This is a genomic window from Bordetella ansorpii (assembly GCF_900078315.1).
Classification (GTDB): Bacteria; Pseudomonadota; Gammaproteobacteria; order Burkholderiales; family Burkholderiaceae_B; genus Bordetella; species Bordetella ansorpii.
This window is the reverse complement of record NZ_FKBS01000008.1, coordinates 165150-186284: the sequence shown is the minus strand read 5'-3', so window position 1 is coordinate 186284 and position 21135 is coordinate 165150. Positions and strand designations below refer to the sequence as shown.

The following is a 21135-nucleotide window of genomic DNA, read 5'->3' as shown; positions in this document are numbered from 1 at the left end:
TGCGGGGTCAGAGCGCCGGAATGGTGACGGGCTCGGTGATGAAGGCCGGCGGGGGCGGCATGCCGGGCGACACGGTCAGGACCTCGTAGCCGGTCTCGGTGACGCACACCGCGTGCTCCCATTGGGCGGACAGGCTGTGGTCGCGCGTGACCACGGTCCAGCCATCGGACAGTTGGCGGATCTCGCGGCGGCCGGCGTTGATCATCGGCTCGATGGTGAACAGCATGCCGGTGGTCAGGCGCACGCCCGTGCCGGGCTTGCCGTAATGCAGCACCTGCGGATCTTCGTGGAAGCGGCGGCCGATGCCGTGGCCGCAGAATTCGCGCACCACTGAAAAACCATGCGATTCGGCGTGCTTCTGGATGGCGGAGCCCACGTCGCCCAGCGTGGCGCCGTTGCGCACCTGCTGGATGCCCTTCCACATGCATTCGAAGGTGATGTCGGCCAGGCGGCGCGACAGGATCGATGGCTCGCCCACATGGTACATGCGGCTGGTGTCGCCGAACCAGCCATCCTTGATGATGGTGACGTCGATGTTCAGCGAGTCGCCGTTCTTCAGCACCTTGTCGCCCGGGATGCCGTGGCAGATCTGGTGGTTGACGGACGTACAGATGGCGCCGGGGAAGGGCGGGTAGCCCGGCGGCGCATAGCCCACCGTGGCGGACTTCACCTTCAGTTCTTCCGTCAGGTATTGCAGGCAGATGCGGTCGAGCTCGCCCGTGGTGACACCCGGCTTGACGTAGGGGGTGATGAAGTCGAGGATCTTGGCGGCGTCCTGGCAGGCGGCGCGCATTTTGGCCAGGTCGGCCGGATCGGTTGCGAGTCCCATGTATCTCTTGTTCGGCTCGCCTCGCAGGGCTTGTGTGCGCTGCGACTTGAGCAGTTGCTTGGAAAGATAGTAGAATTATAGGCTTTCCCGAAATTTCGGGGAACGGATGGGTAAAACACACTTGGCGGATGGGTAAAAACACACCTGCTTGCTAGGGGCGGTTTAGGGGCGGTTCAATACACTGTCCTTGCCGAGGTTTTACCCGAAATGTACGGAAAATCGCGCGTCGTGCCGCAAAGGGTCCGGTGGGTAGAGAAGGGCGACAAGGCTCAATTTTGGAGCTGCCTGGGTTCATCCCGCTGGTACTGGCATAGGCGCAAGACCCAACCCTTGGAGATTTTGATATGTCCCTCATGCGTGAAATGCTCGAAGCCGGCGTCCACTTCGGCCACCAGACCCGTTACTGGAACCCGAAGATGGCTCCCTACATCTTCGGCCATCGTAACAAGATTCACATCGTCAACCTGGAAAAGACGGTCGAGAAGTACCAGGAAGCCACCAAGTTCGTGAAGCAGCTGGCTGCCCGCGGCGGCAACATCCTGTTCGTCGGCACGAAGCGCGCTGCCCGCGAGCTGGTCGCCGCCGAAGCCGCCCGTTGCGGCATGCCCTACGTCGACGCCCGCTGGCTCGGCGGCATGCTGACCAACTTCAAGACGGTCAAGACCTCGATCAAGCGCCTGAAGGACATGGAAGCCGTCGTCGCCGAAGGCGGCGCCGAGCGCATGATCAAGAAGGAAGGCCTGCTGTTCGAACGCGAGCTGGACAAGCTGAACAAGTCGATCGGCGGCATCAAGGACATGAACGGCCTGCCCGACGCCCTGTTCATCATCGACGTCGGCTACCACAAGATTGCCGTCGCCGAAGCCCGCGTGCTGGGCATCCCGGTGGTCGCCGTGGTTGACACCAACCACTCGCCCGACGGCATCGACTACATCATCCCCGGCAACGACGACTCGGCCAAGGCCATCGCGCTGTACGCCAAGGGCATCGCCGACGCCGTGCTGGAAGGCCGCGAACAGAACATCAACGGTCTGGTCGAAGAGCTGGGCGAAGGCCAGGAAGAGTTCGTCGAAGTCCAGGACAACCAGGCCTAATTCGCCTGTCATGTCCGGCAGCTAGGATGGGGCGGGGTGACCCGCCCGCCGTCCGGCCGCCACGCCGCGGCGCACGGAATGCGCCCGCCCGCCGCAATGCCGGCGGGGCCGTCCGCCTCGTAACATCCATATCCTTGCCCCGGTCCTTTCCGGGGCATGTCTTAGCGAAATTTGGAGCAAACCATGGCTGAAATTACCGCCGCGCTGGTCAAAGAGCTGCGCGAAAAGACCGACGCCCCCATGATGGAGTGCAAGAAGGCCCTGACGGAAGCCGAAGGCGACCTGGCTCGCGCCGAGGAATTGCTGCGCGTCAAGCTGGGTAACAAGGCCAGCAAGGCGGCCTCCCGCGTCACCGCCGAGGGCCTGATCGGCCTGTTCATCAGCGCCGACGCCAAGCAGGGCGCCGTGCTGGAAGTGAACTGCGAAACCGACTTCGTCGCCAAGAACGACGACTTCGTCGCTTTCGTCAACAAGCTGGCCGAGCTGGTCGCCACGCAGAACCCGGCCGACGTGGCCGCGCTGTCGGCCCTGCCGTTCGGTGAAGGCACCGTCGACACGACCCGCACCGCCCTGATCGGCAAGATCGGCGAAAACATCTCGATCCGCCGCTTCGAGCGCATCGAGACCCCGAACGCGCTGGCCAGCTACGTGCATGGCGGCCGCATCGGCGTGCTGGTCGAATACGCCGGCGCCGAGGAAGTGGGCAAGGACCTGGCCATGCACATCGCCGCCACCAAGCCCAAGGCCCTGGATGCCAATGGCGTCGCCGCCGAAGACATCGCCACCGAGCGTTCGGTCGCCGAGCAGAAGGCCGCCGAATCCGGCAAGCCGGCCGACATCGTCGCCAAGATGGTCGAAGGTTCGGTCCAGAAGTTCCTGAAGGAAGTCACGCTGCTGTCCCAGCCGTTCGTCAAGAACGACAAGCTGAGCGTTGAACAGATGCTCAAGGAAAAGAGCGCTACCATCAGCCAATTCGTGCTGTACGTGGTGGGCGAGGGCATCGAAAAGAAGACGACCGACTTCGCCGCTGAAGTCGCCGCCGCCGCAGCCGCCCGCTAAGGCTGCCACGGGCCGGTGCCCAGGGACCGCCAGCGCGGTTGCCGGGCCCGGCCCGTTTCTTGTCATACACTTTCGTCGGATCGTTCTTCGGGATATCGCCTATGAGCAGCAGATCATACAAACGGGTTCTTCTCAAACTTTCTGGCGAAGCGCTGATGGGCGAGGATGCATTCGGCATCAATCGCAGCACCATCATCCGCATGACCGAAGAGATTGCCGAGGTAGCAGCCTCCGGCGTCGAATTGGCCATCGTCATCGGTGGGGGCAACATCTTCCGTGGCGTCGCGCCCGGTGCGCAGGGCATGGACCGCGCCACCGCCGACTACATGGGCATGATGGCCACCATCATGAACGCCCTGGCGCTGCAGGACGCCTTGAAGCACCGCGGTGTCGACACCCGCGTGCAATCGGCCCTGAACATCGACCAGGTCGTCGAACCCTATATCCGTCCCAAGGCCCTGCGCTACCTCGAAGAAGGCAGGGTGGTGATTTTCGCCGCCGGCACGGGCAACCCTTTCTTCACCACCGACACGGCCGCGGCGCTGCGCGGCGCCGAAATCGGCGCCGAGATCGTGCTCAAGGCCACCAAGGTGGACGGCATCTACAGTGCGGATCCCAACAAGGATCCCACCGCCACCCGCTATTCGCGCATCAGTTTCGACGAGGCCATCGTGCGTCGTCTCGAAGTCATGGATGCCACCGCGTTCGCGCTGTGCCGTGACCAGAAACTGCCCATCAAGGTGTTTTCGATCAATAAATCGGGGGCGCTCAAGCGCGCCATCGGTGGCGAGGACGAAGGCACCCTGGTCCACGTCTAAGTCCAAGAAAGCAAGGAAAAAGACCATGAGCGTCGCAGATACCCGCAAGTCCGCAGAATCCAGGATGACCAAGTCCCTGGAGACCCTGAAGACGAACCTGGCCAAGATCCGTACCGGCCGCGCGCACACCGGCATCCTGGACCACGTCCATGTCGAATACTACGGCTCGCCGGTGCCCGTGGGCCAGGTGGCCAACGTCAACCTGGTCGATGCCCGCACCATCAGCGTGCAGCCGTACGAGAAGCACATGGCCGGCCCGATCGAGAAGGCCATCCGTGAATCCGACCTGGGCCTGAATCCGGTTGCACTGGGTGACAACATCCGCGTGCCGATGCCCGCGCTGACCGAGGAACGCCGCCGCGACCTGACCAAGGTGGTCAAGAGCGAAGGCGAGGACGCCAAGGTCGCCGTGCGCAACCTGCGCCGTGAAGCCAACGAAACCCTGAAGAAGCTGGTCAAGGACAAGGCCATCTCCGAGGACGACGAGCGCCGCGGCCAGGACGACGTGCAAAAGCTGACCGACCGCTTCGTGGCCGACATCGACAAGATGGTCGCCCAGAAAGAAGCCGAGATCATGACGGTCTGAGCCTGTCCGTCACATGGCCATCAGCTCCACCCAGGCGGTTCCCGAGACCGGTGCGATTCCCGAGCACGTCGCCATCATCATGGATGGCAACGGCCGGTGGGCGACGCGCCGCCACCTGCCCCGCACGGCCGGCCACGCCAAGGGCGTGCAGGCGGTGCGCCGCGTGGTCGAGGCCTGCGGGCGCGCCGGGGTGCGTTACCTGACGCTGTTCGCCTTCAGTTCCGAGAACTGGCGGCGTCCGGCCGACGAAGTGTCGCTGCTGATGCGCCTGTTCGTCCAGGCGCTGGAGCGCGAGGTCGACAAGCTGCAGGAGCAGGGCGTGCGGCTGCGTGTGGTGGGCGATCTGTCCCCCTTCGAGCCGCGCCTGCGCGACCTGATCGATGCCGCGCAGGCCCGCACCGCGCACAACGACCGCCTGAATCTTTCCATCGCCGCCAACTATGGTGGGCGTTGGGATGTGCTGCAGGCCACCCGCGCCATGCTGGCCGCCCGTCCCGAACTGGCGGCCGATCCGCAGCGCATCGAAGAGGCCGAACTGGCTTCGCATCTGTCGATGTCCTGGGCGCCCGAGCCCGACCTGTTCGTCCGCACCGGCGGCGAGCAGCGCATCTCCAATTTCCTCATCTGGCAGCTCGCCTATACCGAGCTGTACTTCACCGACTTGTACTGGCCCGATTTCGGTGCTGACGCACTGGAAGCGGCCTTCGAGTGGTATCGCACGCGCGAGCGCCGTTTCGGCCGCACCAGCGCCCAGGTGCGCGGCGACGCCCCGCGCTGAAAGGAGCCCGCCCATGCTAGGCCAGCGCATCCTGACCGCCATCGTGCTGCTGGCCATCCTGGCCGGCGCGCTCGCTTCCGATCAGCCCATGTGGTTCCTGTCGCTGCTGGCCCTGGCCACGGCGTGCGCGGCCTGGGAGTGGCTGCGCCTGACGCTACCCCCGGAACTGCCGCGCGCCACGGGGCCGGCCACCGGCATCATGCTGTTCGTCATCATGCTGGGCACCGCGGGCCTGTGGGTGCAGGGCGGCGATCTCGCCTTGCCCTTGCAGCGCTTCGTCTCGGCTGTTCTTGCCCCGGCATCGGCGCTGGTGTGGCTGGTGTTCGCTTCCAGCGCCGTCATCAAGGGGCGCGCCGACGCGCCAGCGGGCAACATGGGCTGGTCGCTGTTCGCGCCCGTGGCGCTGCTCACCGGCTGGGCCGTGCTGGCGCTGATGTACCTGGCCTACGGCGGCCTGTTCGTCGTCTCGCTGCTGGCGCTGGTCTGGGTGGCCGACATCGCCGCCTATTTTGCGGGCCGAGCGCTGGGCAGGCACAAATTGGCGCCGCGCGTCAGTCCTGGCAAGACCATCGAGGGCGCCGTCGCCGGCGTTGCGGGCGCCATCATCTGGATCCTGCTGTCCGCGTTGTGGCAGGGCACCTTCGGCGCCTTGCTGGTCGAACGCTGGACCGTCTGGGGCGCCATTCCGCTGGCCGCGTTGCTGGGCGTGATCGCCATCCTGGGCGATCTGTTCGAGTCCCTGCTCAAGCGCCGGGCCGGCCGCAAGGATTCCAGCTCGCTATTGCCGGGCCACGGCGGCGTCTACGACCGCATCGACGCGATCATTCCCGTCATGCCGGTCGCGCTGCTGCTGTCCGGTGTCATGTCTTGAGACCCGCTCCGTCGCGGGCCGAAGAGGTATCAGTGAACGCAATGCAACGCGTGGTCGTGCTCGGCTCGACCGGTTCGATCGGGGTCAGTACCCTGGATGTGATCGCCCGTCATCCCGAGCGGATGTCGGTCTACGCGCTGTCGGCGCACAGCCGCATGGAGCAGTTGGCCGAGCAGGCCGCCGCCAGCCGCGCCGCCGTGGTGGTGGTGCCCGACGATGCCGCGCGCGCGCGCTTCCTGGCGGCCTGGAACGGATCGGCAGGGCAGCGGCCCGAGGTCCGGGTGGGCGCCCAGGCGCTGGCCGATACCGCGGCCGACAGCCGGTGCGATACCGTGATGGCGGCCATCGTGGGCGCCGCCGGCCTGCCGTCCGCGCTGGCCGCGGCCCAGGCCGGCAAACGCGTGCTGCTGGCCAACAAAGAGGCCCTGGTGGCTGCCGGCCCGTTGTTCATGAACGCGGTGCGCGCCAGCGGCGCCGAATTGCTGCCCATCGACAGCGAGCACAACGCGATTTTCCAATGCCTGCCGCACGGCGCCCGCGCCAGCGCGCCGACCGAGCCCGCGGCCGGTGTGCGGCGCCTGCTGCTGACGGCCTCCGGCGGTCCGTTCCGCCGCGCCGATCCGGCCGACCTGGAATCCGTCACGCCTGAACAGGCCTGCGCCCATCCCAACTGGAGCATGGGCCGCAAGATCTCGGTCGATTCGGCCACCATGCTGAACAAAGGTCTCGAAGTCATCGAGGCGCACTGGCTGTTCGCCATGCCGCCCGAACGCATCGAAGTGGTGGTGCATCCGCAAAGCGTCATCCACTCGATGGTCGAGTACGAAGACGGTTCGGTGCTGGCGCAATTGGGCCAGCCCGATATGCGTACCCCTATTGCCTACGCGCTGGGCTTTCCCGAGCGCATTGCCAGCGGAGTAGGGGGGCTGGACCTGGCCCGGCTGGGCCGGCTGGACTTCGAGGCGCCCGATTTCGACCGTTTCCCGTGCCTGCGCCTGTCCTTCGAGGCGCTGCGCGCCGGCCAGGCGGCCAGCGTCGCGCTGAACGCGGCCAACGAGGTGGCGGTGCAGGCCTTCCTGGAGGGACGTTTGCGGTACACCTGGATCCCCAGGGTGATCCAGGCGGCCCTCGAGTGGCAGGCGGGTCGATCATCTGTTACCCTCGCCAGCTTGGGCGACGTGCTCGCCCTGGATGCCGACATCCGCGCCTACGCGGGGAACCTGGGCGTGGTGTAAGGAGCCTATAACAGGTACCCGGCCCGCCGGTTTCGAATCCTCGGTCTCGGACACCTCTTCGGAAGCCCGACCATGCTTTTCACGCTGCTTGCCTTCGCCATCGCGCTGGGCGTTCTCATCACCTTCCACGAATTGGGCCACTACTGGGTGGCGCGGCTGTGCGGCGTGCGGGTCCTGCGCTTCTCCATCGGCTTCGGCAAGGTACTGTTGCGCCGCATCGACCGCAATGGCACCGAATGGGCCGTTTCCGCCATTCCGCTGGGCGGCTACGTCAAGATGCAGGACGACGCCCCGGTGGGCGCGCCGGCCGCCGAAGTGAAGCAGACCTTCAATGCCCAGCCTGTCGGCCGGCGGTTCGCCATCGTGGCGGCCGGCCCGGTCTTCAACCTCGCGTTGGCGGTCTTCCTGTATGCCTGCCTGAACATCGTCGGCACCCAAGAGCCCGCGCCGATCCTGGCGCAGCCCGCCGCCGGCACCGCCGCCGCCCAGGCGGGCGTGCAGGCCGGCGACCGCATCCAGGCGGTCGATGGCAAGCATGTCGAGTCCTGGAACGACGCGCGCTGGCACCTGCTGGACGTGCTGTCCTCGGGCGGCCAGGCCGTGCTGGACGTGCGCACCGCCGCCGGCGCCGCGCAACAGCACACGTTGCAGATCGCCGGCGGCGACATGGACCCCGCCCATGATCCGCTGGCCAAGACGGGCCTGGGCCTGGCCCGGCCCAAGCCGGTGGTGGTCGAGGTGTTCGCCGGCAGCGCCGGCGAGGCCGCCGGCCTGCGTGCGGGCGACCGCATCGTCGGCGCCGGCGATCTGCGCGATCCGGACGCCGGGCAGTTGATCGAACAGATCCAGCAGCATCCCGACCAGCCGCTGGCGCTGGCCGTGGTGCGCGACGGCGCGCCGCTGTCGCTGACCCTGACCCCCAAGGCCGAGGCCGTCGAGGGCCGCACCATCGGCCGCATCGGCGTGCAGGTGGGCGGCGACCTGCCCATGGTCACGGTGCGCTATGGCGTGCTGGAAAGCGTCTGGCGCGGCGCGCAGCGCACCTGGGACACCGCCTTGCTGTCGCTGCGCATGATGGGCCGCATGGTCATGGGCGAGGTCTCGTGGCGCAACGTCAGCGGCCCGGTCACCATCGCCGACTACGCCGGGCAGACGGCCCGTATCGGCCTGGCTGCCTATATCGCCTACATGGCCCTGATCAGCATCAGTCTGGGCGTGCTGAACCTCTTGCCCATTCCTATGCTGGATGGTGGCCATCTGCTGTACTATCTCGTCGAATTCGTGCGGGGCCGTCCGCTCTCCGATCGCTGGATCGATCTGGGGCAACGAGCCGGCATAGGATTGCTGGCCTGCCTGATGGGGCTGGCTTTGTTCAACGATTTCTCGCGCCTGTTCACCTAGTCGCGAATCGAATAAAATCCACGGCTTTGCCGCGGGGCCGCTTATCGGCGAACGGCGACTGGAAATGCTTTCCGGGCGCCTGAGCCGCAGGTGGCGCGTGGGGGCCTTATTTGCTCTACCAAGGATACGCAAGGATGTCTTTTCGCCGGAAGATTCAGTTTGAACAGGGCTGGACGAAACGGGGTTTGACGGCGGGTGGCCTGCGGCCGATAAGCAAGGTGTTCGCTCCGACCCTGCTTGCCGCCGCGTTGCTGGTTCCGTCGATTGCCCAGGCGTTCAACCCCTTCGTGGTCCGTGACATCCGCGTCGAAGGCATCCAGCGTATCGATGCCGGCACCGTCTTCGGCTACCTGCCCGTCAAGGTAGGCGAGCGCTTCACCGAGGAAGAGGCCACCGAAGCCGTGCGGCGCCTGTACGGCACCGGCTTCTTCAGCGACGTGCAGATCCGCACCGACAACAACGTCGTCGTGATCGCGGTCCAGGAGCGCCCGACGATCGCCTCGATCACCTTCTCGGGCATGCGCGAGTTCGACAGCAAGGCGATCACCACCTCGCTGAACCAGGTCGGTTTCGGCGAAGGCCGCATCTTCGACCAGTCGATGCTCGAACGCGCCGAGTACGAACTGAAGGAACAGTACCTGGGCAAGGGCAAGTACGGTGTCGAGGTCACCTCCACCGTCACGCCGCTGCCGCGCAACCGCGTCGGCGTCAGCTTCGACGTGTTCGAAGGCGACGTGGCCCGCATCCGCGAGATCCGCGTGGTGGGCAACAAGGCCTTCTCGGAAAGCGACCTGACCGACCTGTTCGACCTGACCACGCCCGGCTGGCTCACCTGGTACACGAACACCGACAAGTACTCCCGCGAGAAGCTCGAGGGCGACGTCGAGCGCCTGCGCTCGTTCTACCTCGACCAGGGCTACCTGGAATTCTCGGTCGAGCCGCCGCAGGTCACCATTTCGCCGGACCGCAAGGATATCTTCGTCACCATCACCGTGCACGAGGGCGAGCCCTACAAGGTCCGCAACGTCAAGCTGGCGGGCAACCTGCTGGGCCTGGACAAGGAAATCAACAACCTGGTGCAGGTCAAGCCGGGCGCGGTCTTCTCGGCCGCCGAGGCCAATGCCTCGGCCAAGGCCATCACCGACTATCTGGGCGACCTGGGCTACGCCTTCGCCAACGTCAACCCGAACCCGCAGCTGGACCGCGCCAAGCACGAGGCCGACGTCACGTTCTACGTCGACCCCAGCCGCCGCGTGTACGTGCGCCGCATCCAGGTCGGCGGCAACACGCGCACCCGCGACGAGGTCATCCGCCGGGAAATGCGCCAGCAGGAGTCGGCCTGGTACGACGCGGGCGACATCCGTGTCTCCCGCGACCGTGTCGACCGCCTGGGCTACTTCAACGAAGTCAACGTCAAGACCGACCCGGTGCCGGGCTCGCCCGACCAGGTAGACGTCAACGTCGACGTGAAGGAAAAGCCCACCGGCATGATCAATCTGGGCGTGGGCTACGGCTCGACCGAAAAGGCGATCCTGTCGGCCGGCATCAGCGAAGACAACGTGTTCGGCAGCGGCACCAACCTGACCTTCCAGGTGAACACCAGCTCGATCAACCGTGCCGCCGTGCTGTCGCACACCGATCCGTACTTCACGAAGGACGGCATCAGCCGCACCACGTCGATCTACTACCGCACCACCGAGCCCTGGGACAACAACGACGGCGACTACCGCGTCAAGTCCATGGGCCTGGGCATGAACTTCGGCGTGCCGATCTCGGAATACGACCGCGTGTTCGTGGGCGCCAACCTCGAACGCAACCAGATCGGCCTGTACGACAACTCGCCGCTGGCCTACAAGAATTTCGTCGACCAGTACGGCGAGAAGACCAACTCCGTCATCTTCAACGTGGGCTGGTCGAAAGACACGCGCGACAGCGCGCTGGCGCCGACCAAGGGCTCCTATACCCGCCTGAAGGGAGATTTCGGCACGGTCGACCTGAAGTACTACATGCTGACCGCGCAGCAGCAGTACTACCTGCCGCTGGGCCGGTCGTACACGCTGGCGTTCAACGGCATGGCCGACTACGGCCGCGCCTACGGCGGCAACGACTATCCGGTCATCAAGAACGTCTACGCCGGCGGCATCGGCACCGTACGCGGCTACGACGGCGCCTCGCTGGGCCCGCGCGATCCCGAGACCAGCGACTACCTGGGCGGTTCGCGCCGCCTGGTGGGCAACGTGCAGCTTTACCTGCCGTTCCCGGGCGCCTCGCGCGACCGTACGCTGCGCTGGTTCCTGTTCGCCGATGCGGGCCAGGTCTCGTCCAACAGCGGCGTGGGGTGCTCGGGTGGCAGGGCGGGCGACATGGTCGAGGATCCTTGCGGCTGGCGTTACTCGACAGGCGTGGGCCTGTCGTGGCAGTCGCCGCTGGGTCCGCTGCAACTGTCCTATGCGCGTCCGCTCAATGCCAAGCCGGGCGACGACAAGCAGAGCTTCCAGTTCCAGATCGGTACGGGGTTCTGATTGCGCGGTTACGCATGAAAACACGGGAAAAACAGCAGCAGCCCGGCGCTGCTGTTGTTTAATGGCACAATATCGTCTTGTTCGCTTTGCTTTACCTCATTCGAAGGTGAGATTTTCATGATGTCTGATTTTGCACTCAAAACCCTGGCTCCCGTTCGCGGCGGCAAACTTGGCATGGCGGTTGCCCTGGCGGGTGCGCTGCTGCTGGGACCCGTGGCCGCCGGTGCCGCACAGGCTCAAGCCCAAGGCACCAAGATCGGCTTCGTGAATACGGAACGCATCCTGCGCGAGTCGGGCCCGGCCAAGGCTGCCCAGACCAAGATCGAAGGCGAGTTCAAGCGCCGCGACGACGAGCTCCAGCGCATGAGCACGAACCTGCGCGCCCAGGCGGAGAAGTTCGACAAGGACTCTCCCGTCCTGTCCGATTCCGACCGCGTGTCGCGCCAACGCGAGCTGTCCAACCTGGACATGGATCTGCAGCGCAAGCGCCGCGAATTCCAGGAAGACTTCAACCGCCGCCGCAACGAAGAGTTCTCGTCCATCGTGACCAAGGCCAACGACGCCATCAAGCGCATCGCCGAGCAAGAGAACTACGACCTGATCGTCCAGGACGCCGTCACGGTCAATCCGCGCGTCGACATCACCGACAAGGTGATCCAGAGCCTGGGCCGCTGATCCATCGCCATGCCGGTTCTGCTGGACCTCGCTCATGCGCCGACCCTCGATGTCCTGTTGGCCCGCGCCGATACCCAGGGCCTGGACTGGCAGTTAGAAGGCAATGCCGCGGGGAATGATCTTCCCCGTATTCGTGGCATCGGTACCCTGTCGGGCGCCGGTCCCGAAGAAATCAGTTTCCTGTCCAACAAGCGCTATCAGGCGCAGTTGGCAGGCACCCGGGCCGCGGCGGTCATCGTCCCGCCCGTCGCCGTAGAAGTGCTGCGCGCGCAAGACGCCGTATTGCCCTACGTGCTGGTGGTGTGCGCCAACCCCTACCTGCTGTACGCCCGCCTGGCGCAATGGTTCGAGGCCGCTGGCCGTCCGGACGAAGCCGCCGGCGTGCATCCCACCGCCGTGGTCGCGCCCGATGCGATCCTCGAGGCCGGCGTCAGCGTCGGCCCGCAATGCGTCGTCGAGTCCGGAGCGCGCATCGGCCGAGGCACCGTGCTCGGACCGGGATGTGTCATCGGCCGTGGCTCGCAGCTCGGGCCGGATTGCCGGCTGCATGCCCGCGTCACGCTCTACCACGGCGTGCGTGTCGGCGCCCGCGCCATCATCCATAGCGGCGCCGTGCTGGGGGCCGACGGTTTCGGCTTCGCGCCCGATCCCTCGCTGGACAAGGGCGCCTGGACCAAGATATCGCAACTCGGCGGCGTCTGGGTCGGCGACGACGTCGAGATCGGCGCCAACACCACGGTCGACCGCGGCGCGCTGGAAGACACCACGCTCGGCGATGGCGTCAAGCTGGACAACCAGATCATGGTGGCGCACAACGTGCGCATCGGCGCGCATACGGCCATCGCGGCCTGCGTGGGCGTGGCGGGCTCCACCGTCATCGGCCAGCGCTGCACCATCGGCGGCGCCTCTATGGTGTCGGGCCACCTGACGCTGGCCGACGACGTACATATTTCGGGGGGCACCGCCGTCACCTCGAACATCGCCAAACCGGGCCAGTACACGGGCGTGTATCCTTACGCCGAACATGGCCAATGGCAACGCAATGCCGCGGTGATTTCCCAGCTGGGCCAGTTGCGCCAGCGGATCCGCGCGTTGGAAAAAGATTCGTCGGCGTAGCCGGCCGTCTCGCGAAGCCGTTTCGCGGGCGCGCCGTGCATGCGCCGTCACCCTCATTGACTGAGCAGGAACGAGAAAGACATGGAACTCGACATCGCGGGGATTATGAACCGATTGCCGCATCGCTACCCGATGCTGCTGGTCGACCGGGTACTGGAAATGGTGCCGGGTAAGTCCATCGTGGCCATCAAGAACGTCACGATCAACGAGCCGTTCTTCACCGGCCATTTCCCGCACCATCCCGTGATGCCGGGCGTGCTGATCATCGAGGCGATGGCGCAGGCGTCGGCCATCTTCTCGTTCTCGGACGAAGAGGGCGGCCTGAAATGCGACGGCACCAAGACAGCGTACTACCTGGTGGGCGTCGATGGGGCGCGTTTCCGCCGTCCGGTGGTGCCGGGTGACCAGCTTCGCCTGGAAGTCGAGGCCGAACGCCTGAGCCGCAGCATCTGCAAATATCAGGGACGCGCACTGGTCGATGGTCAACTTGTGGCCGAGGCCAAGCTGATGTGCGCCATTCGTAGCCTGGAAGACTAAATGAGCGGAAACATCCATCCCACCGCAGTGGTCGATCCCGCCGCGCGGATCGATCCGACGGCTCGCATCGGCCCGTATTGCGTGGTCGGGCCCGACGTCACCATCGGCGCGGACACCGAGCTGGGCCCGCATTGCGTGTTCGACGGCGTGACCACGGTGGGCCGCGAGAACCGCTTCTACCGCTTCTGCTCCATCGGCGGCATGCCGCAGGACAAGAAATACGCCGCCGAGCCCACGCGGCTGGTCATCGGCGACCGCAATACGGTGCGCGAATTCACCACGTTCAACACCGGCACGGTGCAGGACGGCGGCGTGACCTCCATCGGCAACGACAACTGGATCATGGCGTACGTGCACATCGCGCACGATTGCCATATCGGCAACAACACCATCCTGGCCAACTCGGTGCAACTGGGCGGCCACGTGCACGTGGGCGACTGGGCCATCGTGGGCGGCCTGACGGGCGTGCACCAGTTCAGCAAGATCGGTGCGCACAGCATGACGGGCGGCAACAGCTCGCTGATGCAGGACACGCCCCCCTACGTGCTGAGCGCGGGCAATCCTTGCCGGCCGGTGGGCATCAACGTCGAAGGCCTGAAGCGACGCGGTTTCACGCCGGCTGCCATCTCGGCGCTGCGCGACGCCTACAAGTCGATCTACCGCCGTGGCTTGACGCTGGAGCAGGCCTGCGCCGAATTGCGCGCCCGCCAGCAGAGCGAGCCCGAGGTGGCCGATCAACTGCAGGTCATGCTCGACTTCATCGACGCCTCCACACGGGGCCTGATCCGGCCATGACGGGCACGATCCTCCCCAGGGGCGCGTTTCCCCTCGGGGGGACGGTGCCCCGTGCGCGCCGCGCACGACTCGACCTCTCCAGCCGCCGCGATGGCGGCTTTTGCTTCATCGGCGCTCCCAAGGCGGGCGCAGAAGGGACTGCATGACCCCGCAACGCAACGACACGGGCGCACCGGTGATCGGCATGGTCGCCGGCGAGCCTTCCGGCGATCTGCTGGCTGGCCGCATCATCGCGGGCCTGCGCCAGCGCGAGCCCGGCGCCGCCTTCCAGGGCATCGGCGGTCCGCACATGGCGCAGCAGGGGCTGGCCACCTGGCATCCCATGCATGCCCTGACGGTGTTCGGCTACGTCGATGCGCTCAAGCGGCTGCCCAGCCTGCTGTCCACGTACCGCAACGTGCGCGAGCGCTGGCTGGCCGAGCCGCCGTCGGTGTTCGTCGGCATCGACGCACCCGACTTCAACCTGCGCCTGGAGCGGCAATTGAAGCAGGCGGGCACGCCCACGGTGCATTTCGTCGGCCCGTCCATCTGGGCCTGGCGCTATGAGCGTATCCACAAGATCCGCGAATCGGTCTCGCACATGCTGGTGCTGTTTCCGTTCGAGGAAGAGATCTACCGCAAGGAGCGCGTGCCGGTCACGTACGTCGGCCATCCGTTGGCGGGCGCCATTCCCATGCAGCCGGACCGCCTGGCCGCGCGCCAGCGCCTGGGCATCGATCCCCAGGCCCGCGTGCTGGCCATCCTGCCGGGCAGCCGAGGGTCCGAGATCCGCCTGATGGGACCGCGCTTCCTGCAGGCGGCGCAGGGTCTGCTGCGGCGTGATCCGGCGCTGCAATGCATCGTGCCCATGGTCAATGAACAGCGCCGTGCCGAGTTCGAGGCCTTGCTGGCGCAGTATCCCGTGCCGGGACTGCGTTGCGTGATGGCCGAGGCGCTCGCCGAAGGCCAGGCCGCGCAGCCCATCGCGTGGTCGGCCATGGAGGCGGCCAATGCGGTGCTGGTGACCAGCGGCACTGCCACGCTGGAGACGGCGCTGTACAAGCGGCCCATGGTCATTTCCTACGTGCTGTCGCCCTGGATGCGGCGCATCATGACCTGGAAGTCCGGCCAGCAGCGTCCTTATCTGCCCTGGGTGGGTCTGCCCAACGTGCTGTTGCGCGACTTCGCGGTGCCCGAATTGCTGCAGGACGACGCGACGCCGGAGGGGCTCGAGGCCGCCACCTGGACGGCCCTGACGGACGACGCCCAGGCCGCGCGCATCGAAGCCCGTTTCACCGCCTTGCACCAGGAACTGCTGCGCGATACGCCGGCTCTGGCGGCGCAGGCCATACTCGAGGTGGCGCATGGCGCAGGTTGATCTTTTCGCCGACCTGGCGCCGCTGCCCACCGTCATCGCCGGCGTCGACGAGGCGGGCCGAGGCCCCCTGGCCGGCGCGGTCTATGCCGCGGCGGTCATCCTGAACCCGGCGCGGCTGATCGACGGCCTGGCCGATTCGAAGGTGTTGGCCGCGGAGCGCCGCGAAACCCTGGCCGAAGAGATCAAGGCCGGTTCGCTGGCCTGGTGCGTCGCCTTCGCCACGGTGCAGGAAATCGACACGATGAACATCCTGCGCGCCACGCTGCTGGCCATGCAGCGGGCGGTACAGGGGCTGGCGACGGCGCCGCAACTGGCGCTGATCGACGGCAACCAGGCGCCCAGGCTGTCATGCGCGGTGCAGACGGTCATCAAGGGCGATGCCTCGGTGCCGGCCATCTCGGCCGCGTCCATCCTGGCCAAGACGGCGCGCGACGCCGACCTGATGCGCCTGCACGCGTTGTATCCCGAGTACGGATTCGACCGCCACAAGGGCTATGGCACGAAGCAGCACATGGACGTGCTGCGCCGCTTCGGCCCATGTCCCGAACATCGCCGCAGCTTTGCGCCCATCAAGGCATTCGACCTCCAGCCATGCGCCATCTGACGTCGCGCGACAATCCCGTCGTCAAGGCGCTGCGCAAGCTGGCCGCGGGGACGGGCCGGCGCGGTGAATGGGTGCTGCTGGACGGCGTGCACCTGTGCCAGGCCTGGCTGGACCATCACGGGGAGCCCGAGCAGGCGATCTTCGACGCCGAACGCCTGGATCGCCCCGAATTGCGCGCGCTGGCCGCCAGGGTGCCGGCGTCCCGGTGCCATGCCCTGGACAGCCGCGTGCTGCGCGACATCGCCAGCGTGGAAAGCGGGCAGGGCGTGATCTTCGCGGTGCGGCCGCCCGAGCCGCAGTTGCCCGAGCGCATCGACGAGCGCTGCGTGCTGTTCGACCGCATCCAGGACCCGGGCAACGTCGGCACGCTGCTGCGCACCTGCGCGGCGGCCGGCGTGACGCGTGTGCTGCTGGCCACCGGCACCGCGGCCGCCTGGTCGTCGAAGGTGCTGCGCAGCGGGCAGGGGGCGCATTTCGCGATGCAGATCCACGAACACGTGGATCTCCTGGCCCTTTTGCCGCGGCTGTCCGTGCCGCTGATCGCCACGGCCCTGGACGGTTCGCAGGATCTGTACGACGCGGACCTGCCCGAGCGCTGCGCCTGGGTGTTCGGCCATGAGGGCCAGGGAGTGGCCGGCGAGCTGTTGGCGGCGGCGGCATTGCGGGTGCGCATTGCGCACGAGGCCGGCGCGGTCGAGTCGCTGAACGTGGGCGCCGCGGCGGCCATCTGCCTGTTCGAGCAGCGGCGGCGCTTCAGGCGCGCCGGCTAGGCAAGCTTCCGGGGACTTTCGTTGCGCCGGGCGGTGGTCTGTCCTTGGCCTGCCTGCTCCCCGCACAGGGGCGGCGGCCGGCGTTGCCGAGAGCGGCCTTTTCGCGCCCGGCCCGGTCCTTGCCCCCTATACTGGCATGATTCGCAAGCCAGTTGGAAACGCTTCCATGACCCTGCACGCCGCGCACGCCCGCACCCTTGTTTTCGCCATCGGACTCTCGGCGCTGCTGGTTGGCTGCGGTGGACTCGACACCCGTGCCGGAGCCCATTACGTCTCCGTGCCGGCCAGCGAACTACGCCGGCCCGTCAGCCTCGTGGATCCCGTGCAGGTGCAGTTACCGAAGGGCACGGTCAACCTGCCCGCCGGTTCGCGCTGGCAGAAGATCGGCGCCATTCCCCGCGGCGACGTCTACCGGCGTGTTGACGAGATGTTCAGCCTGGAAGGCGGCTACCGGGGCGAGGCCTTGCCGGTCATCCAGGCAGGCCAGCTCATCGGCTTCTACCTGCCCGGCGAAAGGGGGTACCTGTCCCTGGGCAAACCGGTGCGCGCCCCGCTGCAGACGGGGTTCTGAAGCCGACGGCGGGCCAGGCCGCGCGGGCGGCGTGCGGCATCCGCCGCCGGGCTCCTGCCCATGCCAGGGCGCCTGCCCCGGGGTCGCCGAGGTTCAACGATCCAGGCCGACTTCCTGCAACACCGTGGTGGCGATCTCTTCGATCGACTTGGTGGTGGTGGACAGCCAGGAAATGCCTTCGCGGCGCATCATGCGTTCGGCCTCGGCCACTTCGTAGCGGCACTGTTCCAGCTCGGCGTACTTGCTGTTGGGGCGGCGTTCGTTGCGCACCTTCGACAGGCGCTCGGGCTGGATGGTCAGCCCGAACATCTTCTTGCGGTAGGGCGCGATGGTCTTGGGCAACTGGCCGCGCTCGAAGTCGTCGGGCGTCAGCGGGAAATTGGCCGCCTTCACCGCGTACTGCATGGCCAGGTACAGGCTGGTCGGGGTCTTGCCGCAGCGCGACACGCCCACCAGGATGACGTCCGCCTCGTCGAGCTGGCGGATGAACTGGCCGTCGTCGTGGGCCAGGCTGAAATTGATGGCGTCGATGCGCTGCGTATAGCGTTCGGAATCGGCGGCCATGTGCGAGCGCCCGATCGAGTGGCTGGACTTCAGGTTCAGCGCCTGCTCGATGTGCGACACGAAGGTGCCGAACAGGTCGAGGAAGATGCCGTTGGCCTGGCGCACGCGGGCCTGGATGTCGGGGTTGACCAGGGTGCTGAAGACGATGGGCGGCACGCCGGTTTCCAGCGCATTCTTGTTGATGCGCACGGCGACGTCGTCGGCCTTGTCCAGGGTGTCGATGAACGGCACGCGCACGGGGCGGAAACGCACCTGGTCGAACTGCGCCAGCACCGAATTGCTGAAGGTCTCGGCGGTGATGCCCGTGCTGTCCGAAACGATGTAGACGGTGCGAAGTGGGGTCGTGTCATTCATGTGTAAGAGATTCCAACCAGGCAAGGGAGTTGTAGGCCGCAACCGGGTACAATCTGCCCCTTAAAAGTCACCCCAAGGGCGTCCAGGCCAGTTTGGTCAGCGCAGTGAATCCTGCCCTGACCAAACTCGCTTTCATTCCATTGTAAAAGGTGACTTCAATGTCGTACGTCGTTTCGTTCGAGCAGCTCCGCATGACGGATGTGGACTCGGTAGGAGGCAAGAACGCATCGCTTGGTGAAATGATCAGTCAACTGGCAGGCGCGGGAGTGCGCGTGCCGGGCGGCTTCGCCACCACCGCCGAGGCTTTCCGCGACTTCCTCAAGGCGTCGGGCCTGGATGCCCGCATCGCCGAGCGCCTGTCCACGCTGAATCCCGAAGACGTCCGCGAACTGGCCCTGGCCGGCGCCGAGATCCGCCAATGGATCGTCGAGGCTCCGCTTTCTCCCGAGTTCGAGAAGGCCGTCCGTGATTCCTTCGCCGCGCTGGATGCCGACGGCAAGGGTTCGTTCGCCGTGCGTTCGTCGGCCACCGCCGAAGACCTGCCCGACGCCTCGTTCGCCGGCCAGCAGGAAACCTTCCTGAACGTCGTCGGCATCGACGACGTGCTGGACAAGATCCGCCACGTCTTCGCGTCGCTGTACAACGACCGCGCCATCTCGTATCGCGTGCACAAGGGCTATGCCCACGCCGAGGTCGCCCTGTCGGCCGGCGTGCAGCGCATGGTGCGCTCCGACAAGGGCAGCGCCGGCGTCATGTTCACCATCGACACCGAATCGGGCTTCCAGGACGTGGTGTTCATCACTTCGTCGTACGGCCTGGGCGAAACCGTGGTGCAGGGCGCCGTCAACCCCGACGAGTTCTACGTCTTCAAGCCCGCGCTGGAAAAGGGCAACTATCCCATCGTCAGCCGCCGTATCGGCTCGAAGCTGATCAAGATGGAGTTCGACCCCGAGCGCACCGAAGGCCGTGCCGTGCGCACCGTCGACGTGCCCGTGTCCGAGCGCAACCGCTACTCGCTGACCGACGAGGAAGTCACCGAACTGGCCCGCTACGCTGTCATCATCGAGCAGCACTACAAGCGCCCGATGGACATCGAGTGGGGCCGCGACGGCGTCGACGGCAAGATCTACATCCTGCAGGCCCGCCCCGAAACGGTGAAGTCGCAGCAAGGCACCGCCGACGTGCAGCAGCGCTACCGCCTGAAGGCCACCGGCGACGTGCTGATCACCGGCCGCGCCATCGGTCAGAAGATCGGCGCCGGCCGCGTGCGCATCGTGGGCGACGTGTCCGAAATGGACAAGGTGCAGCCCGGCGACGTGCTGGTCACCGACATGACCGACCCCAACTGGGAGCCGGTGATGAAGCGCGCCGCCGCCATCGTCACCAACCGCGGCGGCCGTACCTGCCACGCGGCCATCATCGCGCGTGAATTGGGCATCCCGGCCGTGGTCGGCTGCGGCGAGGCCACCGACGTCCTGAAGGAAGGCCAGAACGTCACCGTGTCGTGCGCCGAAGGCGACGAAGGCCGCATCTACGATGGCCTGATCGAGACCGAAGTGGAAGAAGTGCGCCGCGGCGAGATGCCGCCCATCGACATCAAGATCATGATGAACGTGGGGAACCCGCAACTGGCGTTCGACTTCGCCCAGATCCCGAACTCGGGCGTGGGCCTGGCCCGCCTGGAATTCATCATCAACAACAACATCGGCATCCACCCGAAGGCAGTCCTGGACTACCCGAACGTGGACAGCGAACTGAAGAAGGCCGTCGAGTCGGCTGCCCGTGGCTACGCCAGCCCGCGCGCCTTCTTCGTCGACAAGCTGGCCGAAGGCATCGCCACGATCGCCTCGGCGTTCTGGCCCAAGTCGGTCATCGTGCGAATGTCCGACTTCAAGTCGAACGAGTACCGCAAGCTGGTGGGCGGTTCGCGCTACGAGCCCGAGGAAGAGAACCCCATGCTGGGCTTCCGCGGCGCGTCGCGCTACATCGCCGAAGACTTCGCCGAGTGCTTCCGCATGGAGTGCGAAGCGCTGAAGAAGGTCCGCGACGAAATGGGCCTGACCAACGTCGAGATCATGGTGCCGTTCGTGCGCACGCTGGGCCAGGCGGCCCGCGTGGTCGACCTGCTGGCCGCTCGCGGCCTCAAGCGCGGCGAGAACGAACTGAAGCTCATCATGATGTGCGAAGTGCCGTCCAACGCCATCCTGGCCGAGCAGTTCCTGGAGTACTTCGACGGCTTCTCGATCGGCTCGAACGACATGACCCAGCTCACCCTGGGCCTGGACCGCGACTCGGGCATGGAACTGCTGGCCGCCGACTTCGACGAGCGCGACGAGGCCGTCAAGTTCATGCTGCAGCGTGCCATCCAGGCGTGCCTGAAGGCCGGCAAGTACGTCGGCATCTGCGGCCAGGGCCCCAGCGACCACCCGGACTTCGCCCAGTGGCTGAAGGACGAGGGCATCCTGTCGATGTCGCTGAACCCCGACACCGTGGTCGACACCTGGCAGAAGCTGGCGGCGAAGTAAGCCGCCCGGCAAGCAGGGCAGGGGGCGGATCCGATCCGCCGCCTTGCCTGGCTTCGACAACCCCGCCGTCATCG

The 21135-nt window shown here is 66.4% G+C and carries 20 protein-coding genes; 18 read left to right on the top strand and 2 right to left on the bottom strand.

All coding sequences use genetic code 11. The annotated features are described in order from the left end of the window. Positions 1 to 7: 7 nt before the first annotated feature. Positions 8 to 829, bottom strand: coding sequence for a type I methionyl aminopeptidase (gene map / locus A7W11_RS04950; protein WP_066409302.1), 822 nt, complete (start codon positions 827 to 829; stop codon positions 8 to 10). A 344-nt stretch (positions 830 to 1173) separates the two neighbouring features. On the opposite strand from map, the gene rpsB reads away from it, so the two are divergent. The 17 genes from rpsB to A7W11_RS04865 all read left to right on the top strand — a co-directional run bounded on the left by rpsB (position 1174) and on the right by A7W11_RS04865 (position 17618). Continuing rightward, positions 1174 to 1923, top strand: coding sequence for a 30S ribosomal protein S2 (rpsB, locus tag A7W11_RS04945; protein WP_066409300.1), 750 nt, complete (start codon positions 1174 to 1176; stop codon positions 1921 to 1923). Positions 1924 to 2106: 183 nt separating this feature from the next. After that, on the top strand, positions 2107 to 2982 hold the full coding sequence (gene tsf, locus A7W11_RS04940) for a translation elongation factor Ts (protein WP_066409290.1): 876 nt from the start codon (positions 2107 to 2109) through the stop codon (positions 2980 to 2982). A gap of 101 nt (positions 2983 to 3083) precedes the next feature. Further along, the gene (gene pyrH, locus A7W11_RS04935) at positions 3084 to 3800 is read left to right on the top strand and encodes a UMP kinase (protein WP_066409287.1); all 717 of its coding nucleotides are present in this window, start codon (positions 3084 to 3086) and stop codon (positions 3798 to 3800) included. Positions 3801 to 3825: 25 nt separating this feature from the next. Further along, positions 3826 to 4386: a ribosome recycling factor gene (gene frr, locus A7W11_RS04930; RefSeq protein WP_066409285.1), complete on the top strand. Its 561-nt coding sequence runs from the start codon at positions 3826 to 3828 to the stop codon at positions 4384 to 4386. A 13-nt stretch (positions 4387 to 4399) separates the two neighbouring features. Beyond that, positions 4400 to 5164, top strand: a complete 765-nt coding sequence (uppS, locus tag A7W11_RS04925; RefSeq protein ID WP_066409281.1) for a polyprenyl diphosphate synthase — start codon at positions 4400 to 4402, stop codon at positions 5162 to 5164. Between the two features lie 13 nt (positions 5165 to 5177). Continuing rightward, positions 5178 to 6035 (top strand): phosphatidate cytidylyltransferase, encoded by an 858-nt coding sequence (locus A7W11_RS04920; RefSeq protein WP_066409278.1) that lies wholly within the window; start codon positions 5178 to 5180, stop codon positions 6033 to 6035. 32 nt (positions 6036 to 6067) lie between these two features. Then, a complete protein-coding gene (locus A7W11_RS04915) occupies positions 6068 to 7270 on the top strand; it encodes a 1-deoxy-D-xylulose-5-phosphate reductoisomerase (RefSeq protein WP_156522994.1) in 1203 nt (400 codons plus the stop codon). Positions 7271 to 7342: 72 nt separating this feature from the next. Beyond that, complete coding sequence (gene rseP / locus A7W11_RS04910) at positions 7343 to 8671, top strand: RIP metalloprotease RseP (RefSeq protein WP_066409264.1); 1329 nt, start codon at positions 7343 to 7345, stop codon at positions 8669 to 8671. A 134-nt stretch (positions 8672 to 8805) separates the two neighbouring features. Beyond that, entirely contained in the window at positions 8806 to 11193 is a 2388-nt protein-coding gene (bamA, locus tag A7W11_RS04905) for an outer membrane protein assembly factor BamA (protein WP_082887096.1), read from the top strand. 117 nt (positions 11194 to 11310) lie between these two features. Next, on the top strand, positions 11311 to 11868 hold the full coding sequence (locus A7W11_RS04900) for an OmpH/Skp family outer membrane protein (protein ID WP_066409261.1): 558 nt from the start codon (positions 11311 to 11313) through the stop codon (positions 11866 to 11868). A gap of 9 nt (positions 11869 to 11877) precedes the next feature. After that, positions 11878 to 12984, top strand: a complete 1107-nt coding sequence (gene lpxD, locus A7W11_RS04895; protein ID WP_066409254.1) for a UDP-3-O-(3-hydroxymyristoyl)glucosamine N-acyltransferase — start codon at positions 11878 to 11880, stop codon at positions 12982 to 12984. 81 nt (positions 12985 to 13065) lie between these two features. After that, positions 13066 to 13521 (top strand): 3-hydroxyacyl-ACP dehydratase FabZ, encoded by a 456-nt coding sequence (gene fabZ, locus A7W11_RS04890; RefSeq protein ID WP_066409245.1) that lies wholly within the window; start codon positions 13066 to 13068, stop codon positions 13519 to 13521. Then, complete coding sequence (lpxA, locus tag A7W11_RS04885; protein WP_066409242.1) at positions 13522 to 14316, top strand: acyl-ACP--UDP-N-acetylglucosamine O-acyltransferase; 795 nt, start codon at positions 13522 to 13524, stop codon at positions 14314 to 14316. 142 nt (positions 14317 to 14458) lie between these two features. Continuing rightward, entirely contained in the window at positions 14459 to 15673 is a 1215-nt protein-coding gene (gene lpxB / locus A7W11_RS04880) for a lipid-A-disaccharide synthase (protein ID WP_066409239.1), read from the top strand. Further along, positions 15660 to 16277, top strand: coding sequence for a ribonuclease HII (gene rnhB / locus A7W11_RS04875; RefSeq protein WP_066409238.1), 618 nt, complete (start codon positions 15660 to 15662; stop codon positions 16275 to 16277). The genes lpxB and rnhB overlap by 14 nt, the downstream gene beginning before the upstream one ends. Further along, the gene (locus A7W11_RS04870) at positions 16265 to 17047 is read left to right on the top strand and encodes a TrmH family RNA methyltransferase (protein ID WP_066409236.1); all 783 of its coding nucleotides are present in this window, start codon (positions 16265 to 16267) and stop codon (positions 17045 to 17047) included. The genes rnhB and A7W11_RS04870 overlap by 13 nt, the downstream gene beginning before the upstream one ends. Positions 17048 to 17213: 166 nt before the next feature. Continuing rightward, a complete protein-coding gene (locus tag A7W11_RS04865; protein WP_066409233.1) occupies positions 17214 to 17618 on the top strand; it encodes a hypothetical protein in 405 nt (134 codons plus the stop codon). A 93-nt stretch (positions 17619 to 17711) separates the two neighbouring features. On the opposite strand, the gene ppsR is transcribed toward A7W11_RS04865, so the two are convergent. After that, complete coding sequence (gene ppsR / locus A7W11_RS04860; protein WP_066409230.1) at positions 17712 to 18536, bottom strand: posphoenolpyruvate synthetase regulatory kinase/phosphorylase PpsR; 825 nt, start codon at positions 18534 to 18536, stop codon at positions 17712 to 17714. Positions 18537 to 18694: 158 nt separating this feature from the next. Here ppsR and ppsA point away from each other — a divergent pair, with 158 nt between their 5' ends. Then, a complete protein-coding gene (ppsA, locus tag A7W11_RS04855; RefSeq protein WP_066409227.1) occupies positions 18695 to 21061 on the top strand; it encodes a phosphoenolpyruvate synthase in 2367 nt (788 codons plus the stop codon). Positions 21062 to 21135: the final 74 nt, after the last annotated feature.